This window comes from Neptuniibacter sp. QD48_11 (genome assembly GCF_047778095.1).
Classification (GTDB): Bacteria; Pseudomonadota; Gammaproteobacteria; order Pseudomonadales; family Balneatricaceae; genus Neptuniibacter.
On record NZ_CP180551.1, the window covers coordinates 1,695,100 to 1,706,087 of the forward strand.

11 protein-coding genes are annotated in these 10,988 nt (G+C 40.9%); 10 read left to right on the forward strand and 1 reads right to left on the reverse strand.

Translation table 11 applies throughout. The features are described from left to right. Positions 1 to 48 precede the first annotated feature (48 nt). The 10 genes from cysB to ACMXYU_RS07775 all read left to right on the forward strand — a co-directional run bounded on the left by cysB (position 49) and on the right by ACMXYU_RS07775 (position 10,642). Entirely contained in the window at positions 49 to 1,023 is a 975-nt protein-coding gene (gene cysB, locus ACMXYU_RS07730; RefSeq protein WP_415900998.1) for an HTH-type transcriptional regulator CysB, read from the forward strand. A 149-nt stretch (positions 1,024 to 1,172) separates the two neighbouring features. Beyond that, complete coding sequence (locus ACMXYU_RS07735; RefSeq protein WP_415900999.1) at positions 1,173 to 3,200, forward strand: ATP-binding protein; 2,028 nt, start codon at positions 1,173 to 1,175, stop codon at positions 3,198 to 3,200. Next, complete coding sequence (locus ACMXYU_RS07740) at positions 3,193 to 5,415, forward strand: EAL domain-containing protein (protein ID WP_415901000.1); 2,223 nt, start codon at positions 3,193 to 3,195, stop codon at positions 5,413 to 5,415. The genes ACMXYU_RS07735 and ACMXYU_RS07740 overlap by 8 nt, the downstream gene beginning before the upstream one ends. 12 nt (positions 5,416 to 5,427) lie before the next feature. Further along, the gene (locus ACMXYU_RS07745) at positions 5,428 to 6,018 is read left to right on the forward strand and encodes a hypothetical protein (RefSeq protein WP_415901001.1); all 591 of its coding nucleotides are present in this window, start codon (positions 5,428 to 5,430) and stop codon (positions 6,016 to 6,018) included. Between the two features lie 400 nt (positions 6,019 to 6,418). Further along, the gene (locus ACMXYU_RS07750; protein ID WP_415891345.1) at positions 6,419 to 6,883 is read left to right on the forward strand and encodes a hypothetical protein; all 465 of its coding nucleotides are present in this window, start codon (positions 6,419 to 6,421) and stop codon (positions 6,881 to 6,883) included. A gap of 23 nt (positions 6,884 to 6,906) precedes the next feature. Continuing rightward, the gene (locus tag ACMXYU_RS07755) at positions 6,907 to 8,313 is read left to right on the forward strand and encodes a hypothetical protein (RefSeq protein WP_415901002.1); all 1,407 of its coding nucleotides are present in this window, start codon (positions 6,907 to 6,909) and stop codon (positions 8,311 to 8,313) included. Positions 8,314 to 8,347: 34 nt separating this feature from the next. After that, positions 8,348 to 8,980 (forward strand): hypothetical protein, encoded by a 633-nt coding sequence (locus tag ACMXYU_RS07760; RefSeq protein ID WP_415901003.1) that lies wholly within the window; start codon positions 8,348 to 8,350, stop codon positions 8,978 to 8,980. Positions 8,981 to 9,044: 64 nt separating this feature from the next. Further along, positions 9,045 to 9,407, forward strand: coding sequence for a roadblock/LC7 domain-containing protein (locus ACMXYU_RS07765; protein WP_415884832.1), 363 nt, complete (start codon positions 9,045 to 9,047; stop codon positions 9,405 to 9,407). Between the two features lie 17 nt (positions 9,408 to 9,424). Beyond that, entirely contained in the window at positions 9,425 to 9,886 is a 462-nt protein-coding gene (locus ACMXYU_RS07770) for a PAS domain-containing protein (protein WP_415901004.1), read from the forward strand. Between the two features lie 9 nt (positions 9,887 to 9,895). Next, positions 9,896 to 10,642, forward strand: a complete 747-nt coding sequence (locus ACMXYU_RS07775; RefSeq protein WP_415901005.1) for a phosphate/phosphite/phosphonate ABC transporter substrate-binding protein — start codon at positions 9,896 to 9,898, stop codon at positions 10,640 to 10,642. A 33-nt stretch (positions 10,643 to 10,675) separates the two neighbouring features. Here ACMXYU_RS07775 and ACMXYU_RS07780 read toward each other — a convergent pair whose 3' ends face one another. After that, positions 10,676 to 10,978 (reverse strand): antibiotic biosynthesis monooxygenase family protein, encoded by a 303-nt coding sequence (locus ACMXYU_RS07780; RefSeq protein ID WP_415901006.1) that lies wholly within the window; start codon positions 10,976 to 10,978, stop codon positions 10,676 to 10,678. Positions 10,979 to 10,988 lie beyond the last annotated feature (10 nt).

Here is a 10,988-nt window from a genome sequence, read left to right on the forward strand (position 1 = left end):
TTTATTACTAAACGATTACATATCTACTGAGTTTATCTGGAGTGTTTGATGAAATTGCAGCAGCTGCGTTATATCTGGGAAGTTGCACGACATGACCTTAATGTCTCTGCCACAGCTCAAAGCCTATATACATCACAGCCAGGCATCAGTAAGCAAATCAGATTGCTCGAAGATGAGTTAGGGGTTGAGGTGTTTGCCCGTAGTGGTAAGCATCTTACCCGTGTCACACCAGCAGGTCAGGCTATTTTGTCTGTTGCAGGAGAAATTCTGCAGAAAGTTGAAAGTATTAAGCAGGTTGCTCAAGAGTTTAGTGATGAGCGTAAAGGCAGTTTGGATGTTGCAACTACCCATACTCAAGCCCGATATGCGCTTCCGCCTACTATCACTGGATTTATGAAGGAGTATCCTGAGGTCTCCCTTCACATGCATCAAGGTACACCGATGCAGATTTCTGAGATGGCGGCTGATGGTTCAGTTGATTTCGCGATAGCAACTGAGGCGATGGCGCATTTTAGTGATTTGATTATGATGCCTTGCTACCGCTGGAACCGTTCTGTAGTTGTTCCTAAAGGTCATCCGTTAACTCAAGTTTCTAAGTTAACGCTGGCTGATTTAGCCGAACAGCCGATTGTGACATACGTATTCGGATTTACTGGTCGCTCTAAATTAGATGATGCCTTCATCAAAGAGGGGTTAGAGCCAAAAGTGGTTTTCACGGCTGTAGATTCTGATGTTATTAAAACCTATGTTCGCCTTGGCTTGGGTGTAGGTATTATTGCCTCAATGGCTTTTGATGAGCGTCAAGACAGTGATTTGGTCCGCTTGGATGCCAGCCATTTGTTTGAACCAAGCACTACCAAGATTGGTTTCAGAAAAGGTACATTCTTGCGTGGTTACATGTTCGATTTTATTCAGCGTTTTGCCCCTCATTTAACGCCAGATGTTGTTCGTCAGGTTCAGGAATGCAGTAATAAAAATGAAATTGATGAGTTGTTATCTCACTATGAATTGCCAGATCTTTAATTATTGATCGTTTATTCAGCTATCAGACAAAGCCTGCTTAGCAGGCTTTGTTGGTTTTTGAGGTTTAGTTATCTAATTATTTGATTTTCCAACCTGCAGCATCGAAATTCGCGTCCTATACTGAGAATACTTTTTAGTAGGAGGAGGCTATGAAGCGCAGTTCCATTCTTACTCGTATTAATCTCAGCTTATTAGCTGTGTCAGTTGTTTTTGCTGTCTTTGTTGTTGTGCAGATTGTGGTCGGATTCAAGGTGAGTGAGTCCAGTGAAGAAGTCACAACGAGGGATATGCCAGTCGCACTCTATACTCAAGCTATGCAAGATGAACTGGGCGATATGAACTCTAATCTTCTCGAATATGTATTAGGTGAGTCTGAAGAGAAGCAAGAATATTTCGCTAACAAAGAAGAGTTCGATCAGTTTCGTCAACAAATCCCCCCCATTAGTGATGCCTATAAGAAAATGATCACGGTAGATCGTTTAATTGCAACTGCTAATGAGAACGCTGAGAAAAGAGTATTTAGTCGTTTCGATCCAATTCTAGAAGAGCAGGCCACAAGAAGTATAAACCGGCTTATACGCGAGGTCGGCGGTCCGCTTGAGAACCTCCTTGATGATATGAAGGAAGAGGAGATAGCTGATGTCGGTTCTTCTAATGATCCAGATCAGATCATTAATGATGATCTACCCGGAGTTAGATATTACCTAGAGCTGGTTGACGAAGCAGGGGATATGCTTGCTGACTTAGATAGGTTTGTTTTAGGTGACCAAGACGCCCGCAAGAGCTTTTTTGGTAATGCTCTTCAATTTGAGACTTTTCTTGCCAGTCTAAAACCGTTAGAGCAAAAGCCTCATGAATTGGTTCGCATAGCCGAAGTAGAGAGGTTGTTTAATGAACTTAAAGAGGGCGGTGCTGAAGTTTTTGAAATTTACGCAGCCAGGAACAGAATTGATGCACTCGCAGCTATAGAGGATATAGAGCATAACGCATTTGGTGAGTTAGAAGTCCTTTTGGAGGGAATGTCTTCTCATGCTAGGCGCCGAGTTGAAAATAGCATGAATGATTTAGTTGACCTATCAAATAAGGTTAACTATCTGCTGATATTTACACTCGTTGGTGGTGTCGCACTATTAGTCGCGATTGTAACCTACACGAAGCGGTCTATTTTTGCGCCTATGACTGCGATATCTGAATCCATTAACAAACTAAGAAGTGGTGAGAGAAAATTTGAAATAGCAGAAAGTAATCGTAATGATGAAATTGGCGACATCATCAATAGTTTGAGGCAGTTTCAGTCTGAGTTAACGGAGCTTGATGAACTTCGATTAGCTGATGAGAAGATGCAAGCCAATCTTAAGGGAGAGCGAGATAAGCTTTCTAGTGCGCTTGAAAATCTTGAGCAGGCTCAGGATAAGCTCATTGCTAGTGAAAAGCTGGCTTCATTGGGATCCTTGGTTGCGGGTGTCTCTCACGAAATTAACACGCCGATTGGTGTATCGGTAACAATGTCTAGTCATCTAAAAGAAAATATTGATGAGCTTATGCGCTCTATTAAAGCGGGTGAGCTCAAGCAGTCATTCTTGGATCAATTCGAGCGAGAGGCAGCTGAATCCTTTTCAGTTATGGAGAGTTCCTTAGACAAAGCGAGCCATCTTATTCAAAACTTCAAGCAAGTGGCAACTGATCAGTCTAGTTCCAGCCGTCGAGAATTCGCTTTGAAGGAAGTTATTGATGAAGTAATGATGACTGTGCGCCATCAGTTAAAAGGAACAAGCTTCAAATATAGAGTTGAAGGCGATGATGAGTTGATGATGGATAGTTACCCTGGACCGTTTGGGCAAGTCGTAACTAACCTCTTTAATAATTCTATCATGCATGGTTTTGATGGGCGTGAAGAAGGCGAAATCAATATTAGATTCACGCGCCTTAATGACAGTGTCAAAATTTACTTTATTGATAATGGTGCCGGAATAGATGAGTCGAAAATAAATCGTATTTTTGACCCTTTTTATACGACTAAATTAGGGCAGGGTGGTTCGGGTTTAGGACTGAATATTGTGCATAACATTGTCACAAGTGTTTTAGGTGGGTCTATTAACGTGACGAGCAAAGTGGGTACTGAGTTTGAAGTTGTGTTACCTCTGGTAGCTCCGAAACAGGATAATGACAATGAGTGATGTGCTGTTAAATATCATAGATGATTCGAATGAACCTAAAATAGAGGATGATCGTGAGGCATGGAAAATAGCGATCATTGACGATGAAGATTCAGTGCATCAAGTTACAACGCTGGCTCTGTCTAGAACCGACATACTGGGTCACCCTTTAAGCTTTGTTCATGCTTATAGCGGCGAGGAGGGCTATAAGCTCATAGAAGAGCATGAAGATATCGCTGTAGTGTTATTGGATGTGGTCATGGAAAGTCCAGATGCAGGGTTGATTCTGGCTGAGCAGATCCGTGAAAAACTTCAACGCCATAATCTTCAAATCATTCTCCGTACAGGTCAACCAGGTTATGCACCCGAGAATGAAATTATCGAACGATACGAGATAAATGCCTACAAAACCAAAAATGAGCTAACAAAATCACGTTTATTTACTGCGCTTGCTACTGCTATTCGTTCCTATCAGCATCTGTGTGCATTAGAAAATAGTAAGCTCGGGTTGAGGTCTATTATCGATGCTTCCTCAGATTTATTAAAAGAGCGTTCAGTTAACGATTTTGCAAGAGGTGTGCTTCTGCAGATAAGTGCGCTTTTCAATATCGATGCAGACGGAATATTCTGTGTTTCACAAAGGCCTCACAATGGGCCTCTTGCTTTAAGGAAAGGGCTAGAGGATGAATATTTCGTTGTGGCTGCTTCAAATAAATATGATCACTTCTTTGGTCGAAAACTTGAACAGCTAAGCACTGACGGCTTGAGCGAGTTGGTACGAGATGTTTTAGAGCATAAGCAGCATAGTATAGGTGAGCGATATACAGGGCTTTACCTTTCAACTCCATCCATGTGGGAAGGGGTGATTATGCTAGAAGGTGCAAGAGACCTTAAAAATGTTGATGAAGAGCTGTTACAAGTATTCTGTATGAATGTGGGACTCGGGTTAGAAAATGCCAAATTCTTTTCTCATCTAAATAAGGCTGCTTATTTTGATTCCTTAACGGGTCTACATAGTCGTCTAGGATTAATTGAAAAATCGGTTTCGTTTGTAAGATCAAGTGGAGAGCGTTGCACCCTCTATCTGGCTGACCTCGACTATTTTCATAATATTATTGAATCGTTAGGTTATGACTACGGTAACAAAGTACTTGCCGAGATGGGAGGAAGCCTTAAGAGGATTTATGGCGATAAGGTCTTGCTAGCACGTTTGCATACAGATGTTTTCGCCATATTGATGGTAGATACGGACTTTGATGCTAATGATGTAGCTAGAGAATGTGCAAAGCCTCTCTTTGTTGATGGCAATTCTATTAGATTGGGAGTCACTGTCGGCAGTTCCAGTGAGCTTGCGGATAATTTCTCGCATGAGACCACCGAGCAGATGTTAAGACAAGCTGAAGTGGCTTTAAAGGTTGCAAAAGAAAACCGTCGGGGTGCGGGGCAGGAATTTGACCGTCAATATGAAGAAGTATCAAGAAATCATCTTAATCTTCTAAACGATATTCGTAACGCTTTAGTGAATCGTGAGTTTTTTTTGGTGTTGCAACCCAAAGTTAATGCCGTCACGGAAAAGGTAAATGGATACGAAGCCTTGATAAGGTGGCGGCATCCAGTCAAAGGCATCGTGCCCCCAAATGCGTTCATCCCCGTTATTGAACAATCCGGTTTGTTCTTTGATATTGATCTGTACGTGTTTGAAGAGTCTTGTGCAATTCTAAAGCAGAATCCCCAGATCAATGTGCCGATATCGATTAATGTTTCAGCTAATTCACTACACCATAATGAATTTATTAGTGAAATTGCAAGGCTAACAGATGAGCTGAAGCCTGACCTCTCATTGTTGCAGTTGGAGATAACTGAAAATGCTCTGATTCGAAGTGATGCTGCAATCAAACACCTGAATGCCCTTAAGTCTATAGGTTTCTCAATATGTTTAGATGACTTTGGCGCAGGTTTCTCATCACTTAGTTATCTATTAAGGCTTCCTCTTGATGTCATTAAAATTGATAGAAGCTTTGTTCAGTGTGTTGCAGATCAAAAGGATGCACGTGTGGTATTGCAAGGCATGGTCGATATAGGGCGAAAATTGCGTAAAGAGCTGGTGGTAGAGGGGGTCGAAACTGAAGAGCAAGTTGAACTGATAAGAGCAATGCGTGTCTCAACCTTTCAGGGTTTCTATTTTTATAAGCCGCTTAGTATTGTTGAGGCTGTAGCTGCACTTACTGAGCAATAAAGGGATTGAGTAATGCAGTTAGATCTTCAGTTGGGTGAAGCTATCCAAGGTTCTGTGGTGCTGTCAGAACGAAACTTAATGCTGGTGTTCCAAGTAAATTGTCCTGGTTGTTTGTCTCGCGCTTTGCCCATGTTGAGTAAAATTAGCGAAGCAAATGAACAGTTGAATTGCTTTGCGCTTTCTACCGCTTTTGAAAACTTCAATTTGAACAATGCTAAAACGACCAAGGCCTTACTAGAGCAGGGCGACCTGACACTTCATTCTAAACGCTATTTCGCACAAATGGGGCAGCAAAAGTTACCTTACAAATTTGATCTGCCTGTAGTGATGGATTGGTTTATGCCTCCAGAATCGGCCGCTAAGCTATCAGGGTCGATCATAGATGTGTTTGATGAGGAGCGCTTGTCTGAGGCTGTTAAGCAAGCTATCAAGAATCATTTGTCTCAACGTCTTGTACCTATGAGTAAAATGGGTAGAACATTCATGAATAATGATTTTCAAGGTACGCCTACATGGGTCTACTTCGATCAAGACTTGAATATTATTGAAAGTTGGTTTGGTCATAAAGAAAACGAATGGGTACAAGCCTTGTTGGATAAATAAACGGTTTTATTAGATGAGTTATCAAAGCCTCGCTATTGCGGGGCTTTCTTATTATTAGTGACAGTTGATATCAATCTGCATTGGGTGTCCGTTGCAACGATCTAGCAAAGACTATCTGTTAAACTTATTTCTATGTTTAAAAATTGAGCTATTCTTACTAGGTTGATATTAAAGAAAAAAATTAATCTGCCGTGAACTTAGATAAGGTTGTACTTTTAACAAGGAAAACTGTTAATTAGTGCATTAATTTGTTGATAAATTTGTATTCTTGCGTCGGTCGAGATATAAAACAAACACCTGTTTGGAATATTACCAATAACTAAAGGACCATCCTGAACAAGTTCATTTTTTGAAAAGACTTATTCACTGGGTGTATCAATAATAAAAGCAGGAGCATTTTGTGAGTTCTTTAATTTGGGATGCGTTAGCTGACTGGGAATTGAATGCCGATTTTGATAGTCCTAATACAGGACGCATTCAAGCAGCTTTCGATGCGCAACATCCTAGGTATCTTATTTATCGTGGGCATCAGGGTCGTAGAATTCTGTACCATTTTACACGAATGGTTGCAGCAGAGCCGGATGAGCTACGCCTACATACAAAGCGTATCTATCTTTCGATAGCTTGTTACGACAGTGATGCGCTTGAAGGTGCTTTTGCCGATTTTTTGCTTGTGCTAGGTAAGAAAGGGCCAAAATTACGTCAACGTCTCTTTGAGCAGGCTCGAAAGGTTATGAAGCCAAAAGTTCGTAATGTTATTCAGCGAGCTATCGAAGAAGACGATCTATCAGCGCTGTCTGAGCTTTCTACTGAGCATTCTGTTCTCATTAATGGAAGATTCCAGCCAGCTAGCCTGCATGGATGAGATAGGGTAGGTAGTAGAAGCTAATGAGCTTGAAGAAACGTGGTCAACTAAAAAATGTTCGTAAAATTGCGTTGATTGGTTTTACTGGACCCAATCAGGCAATGCTTGAATATTGCTTCTCTTCAGAAGTTGACTGTGAGCTCGTAACCGTTAGTGCCGCACAGATTCTTGTTGTTAATGGCGATCAGGGTGAAGAAGATAATCTACTCAGTAAATCTCTGATTGATAAATATGCGGCCGAATGTCGTGTAGTTATTAGTATTAGAGATATTGCTTGGGACGGTTTTACACTTCTCAAAAAACCACACACTGCCCAAGATCTTTTATCCATTGTCAGAGGTTTCGAAGTAACTTTTCCTGAAACCGAAATGGATATTGCTCAGCCTGTAAAAAAAGAGATTAATCCGGATGATCTCGATTTTTATCGAAGTCGAGATTATGCACGTAAAAGACAAGGCGAAGCGCTTAAGCAAAAGCTAATTAAAGGCAAGCTAGTTGTTAGTGCATCAGATCGTTTAGTACAGCAGGTTGAAGCTGATGTTCGCGAACAAGAAGAGCAATTGAAACGAGAGCTTGAAGCTGAAAAAGCCAAGCATAAAGCTATCTTAGCTAAGAAAAAGGCTAAAAAATTACTCCTTCTGAAGAAGAAAAAACTAGAAGAAGAGAAGCGTTTAAAAGAAGAGCAAAAGAAAAAGCTTGCTGCTCAAAAAGCTAAAAAGCTTAAACAGAAACTTCTCGATAATCAGAAGAAAAAAGAACAGTTAGCAAAACGTGCAGAAAAAGTAGAAAAAACGCTTAAAGATAACAGCGTTAAGCCTGCTCCTACCTTATCTAAAGAGCAGATTTTACAATGCTGCGGTAATGCAGCAGATATTGATTTATCACGCCCAGATGAGCGTCGTAGTATCTTCTTTAACCCTGAAGGTTCTTTACTGGTTAAAATGACAGAAGCAGTTGACCTAGCTGTTAAACTCGATCAGCCTGTTGAGATTACTGGGTTGCCGGGTCAGATGTTTATTTTCCCTGATCAACATTTATTTTACTCAACCTTTAGTGATGATTTTTTAAATCAACTCGCCTTAACCCGATTTGGGTATGGGGAGTTGGAGATTGAACCAAAAGGTGATTTCAACCTAGAAGATAAAACAAAACACATAGCAGAGAATATAGAGTCACTTATTTGGAAAGTTGCCCTTTGGACATCTAGAGGGCGACTATTAAATGGAATGAACCCAGAGAAGTTAATGCAATTAACAGTGCAGCCTGATTTTGAAACATTTCAGGCCGTCCCTGATTGTTACGAAATTAGTGATGTATGGAGTGGTCATCAGATGACCGCACTGGATATTGTAAGAATATTGGATATACCGCAACGTGTTGTATTTACGTTTATGTGCGGTGCATATTCACTTGGATGGTTTCAGGAATGATGCGGTGGATTAGGAAAGGTATCGGAGTTATTTTGTGACAAATGCTACTATCCAAAATCAATTTATTCAGATCTGTCCGGCAGGGGCTTTCTACGCGACTGTAGGCTCTGAGCCGGATGATGCAAGGGCCTTATTGCTTCAGCTTCTTAGTTCTGATGTCTCTTTACCATTCAGCCATGAATTGGTTATGGAATTGACGGATCTTGATGAAGGCGAAGCTAAAGATCTGTTCGATAAACTTATGGATAAGAATTTTATTCAATTGAGTAAAAGGCCATCCAGAATGATCAGCGATTCTATTGAGCAAATATTACCCGAGTTGCTGTCTGGGTTATCAAGCACAGGTAAGGTTGCTTTGGCTGATAACCATGGATTTTGTCTTGGATCAACAGGTTATGAAGCAGATCATGCTGAGGCGCTTTGCGCGTTGGCTGCAGATTTAAGTTCTTTACACGAGCGTCACAGTTTACTACTTAACCGAGATCTTGCATTTATGGGTGAGTCTTGGGGAATGTTAGATCCAGTTGGTTTAAGTCAAGTGGGTTTTTGGGTGATTCACCTTGGTCATCAACGTTTTGTGCTGGTTATTGATCAGATGCCACGTTTAAACCAAGGAAATTATGTAGATTTATTAAGCGTTTTAGCAAGGCGTTATCTTGATTATTGATATCCATCAATGATCCATTTTCAGATAACTGTATTTTAATGCCTTACATTAAAGGAGTAATTTTATGCGCTCAGAAATGTTGACCTCAATCTTGAGTGACTTAAATGGGACTTCAGCAGAGATTGAAGCTTCCGCTGTTATCTCAACTGATGGTCTGATGATCGCAGCTCTTCTCCCAGCTGGTTTGGATGAAGATCGAGTTGGGGCCATGAGTGCTGCAATGCTTTCACTTGGTGAGCGAACAGCAAATGAATTAGCACGTGGGGATCTAGAGCAGGTTCTTGTTAAGGGCGATTCGGGTTATATATTGATGACTCATGCGAATCATGAGTCAGTATTAACTGTAGTGGCAAAACCAAACGCCCGTTTAGGTTTGATTTTTCTTGATGTTAAACGTGCAGCAGAAGCCATCGGGAAAATTCTATAAATTTTTTAGGTTAGTTGATGCCAGAACCGCAGACTGAAAGCGTTCAAGAAATTGTCATCAAATATTTTGGCGGTGAAACTCGCACCGCTCAAATACTCGATAAAGAAGAGCCTTACCCAGAAGGTAAGCTCATAGTCTCTCGTACGGATACGAAAGGAGTTATAACCCATGCTAATCAGGCATTTGTCGAAATGTCTGGATATTCTCAGGAAGAATTAATTGGGCAAAATCACAACATTTTGAGACACCCAGATATGCCTGCAGCAGCGTTTGCAGATTTGTGGGACACGCTAAAGACCGGAAAAAAATGGCATGGTTACGTAAAGAATTTACGTAAAGATGGCAGTTACTATTGGGTTAAAGCGACTGTCATTCCAAATGTCCGTAATGGTTCTGTCGTTGGTTATACTTCTGTAAGGCGAAAGCCTTCCCTTCGAAAAATAGCAGAAAGCGAAGCCTTGTATTTAACCATGAAGTAGGGTGATTCCTTGAAGCTTAATTTAACAGTGAGTCCGGACTTTTCTCCGGATCATATCTCCGGTTGGTTTATTTTTAACACTTGGTTACAACGCCAATTAGACCGACCGGTTCATTTAGAGCTTTACGATAGTTTTGAAGCGCAAAGAAAAGATATTCAAGATGGTAAGTATGATCTTGTTTACGCAAATCCATTTGACGCTTCAATGCTTGTTCGAGAATTGGGATTTAAAGCGGTTGTACGCCCCATTTCCAAATCTGATGAAACGATCATCGCAAGCAATATAGATGCCCAATATAATTGTGTAGAAGATCTAAAGCCAAATAGCCGCCTGGTTGCTACCAGTGATCCTGATGTAAACCGGATTGGTATGATTATGTTGGAGCCTGCAGATTTAGATGGCTCTAATACCGAACTGAGTACGGTTGATACTTATGTGATTGTTGCTAAGCGCCTGATTAATAATGAGGCTGATGCTGGATTCTTTTTAAAGGATGCCTACGACGATCTATCCGAACTGATTCGTAAACAGATGAAGGTATTGGTGGCGAGTGAAATCAGTGACGTTCATCATGCCTTATTGGTTTCCCCGGAGTTAGAACCTTTGATTCCACAATTCCAAGAGTTTCTGATCAGTATGCGAAATGACCCCAAAGGGCTAGGTGTACTGCAAAGTATGGATCTAGAAGGTTGGGAGGTCATGACGGAAGAGCAAACTGAGTTCATGATCGATCTTATAGATACATTGATAGATTAAAAAAAGCGGCTTATTCAGCCGCTTTTTTATTTCTTAAAAGGCTTTGGTGAAACCCTCAAATTGAGGTGGCCCTAAATAGATACCTTGTGCAGGTTTTGCGTTGGCATGTGCTTTTCTAAACGCTTCAGATTTCGTCCATTGTTTGAAAGCTTCTTCCGATTCCCAGATGCTGTGAGAGATGAAAATAGTGGATTCTTCAGAGCTAGGGCCTTGTAACAAATCAAAGCTTTTAAAGCCTGGCACTTCATCTAGATATGTATCTCGGTTTTTCCAAATTTCAATAAAATCATTTTCTTTACCCGGAATGATTTTAAAGCGGTTCATAGCAATAAACATATATGCGTAG

What these genes read in the sequence shown, in the direction of transcription:
- cysB (WP_415900998.1), top strand. Translation starts at nt 49, where the DNA reads ATGAAATTGCAGCAGCTGCGTTATATCTGGGAAGTTGCACGACATGAC.
- ACMXYU_RS07735 (WP_415900999.1), top strand. Translation starts at nt 1,173, where the DNA reads ATGAAGCGCAGTTCCATTCTTACTCGTATTAATCTCAGCTTATTAGCT.
- ACMXYU_RS07740 (WP_415901000.1), top strand. Translation starts at nt 3,193, where the DNA reads ATGAGTGATGTGCTGTTAAATATCATAGATGATTCGAATGAACCTAAA.
- ACMXYU_RS07745 (WP_415901001.1), top strand. Translation starts at nt 5,428, where the DNA reads ATGCAGTTAGATCTTCAGTTGGGTGAAGCTATCCAAGGTTCTGTGGTG.
- ACMXYU_RS07755 (WP_415901002.1), top strand. Translation starts at nt 6,907, where the DNA reads ATGAGCTTGAAGAAACGTGGTCAACTAAAAAATGTTCGTAAAATTGCG.
- ACMXYU_RS07765 (WP_415884832.1), top strand. Translation starts at nt 9,045, where the DNA reads ATGCGCTCAGAAATGTTGACCTCAATCTTGAGTGACTTAAATGGGACT.
- ACMXYU_RS07770 (WP_415901004.1), top strand. Translation starts at nt 9,425, where the DNA reads ATGCCAGAACCGCAGACTGAAAGCGTTCAAGAAATTGTCATCAAATAT.
- ACMXYU_RS07780 (WP_415901006.1), bottom strand. Translation starts at nt 10,978, where the DNA reads ATGTTTATTGCTATGAACCGCTTTAAAATCATTCCGGGTAAAGAAAAT.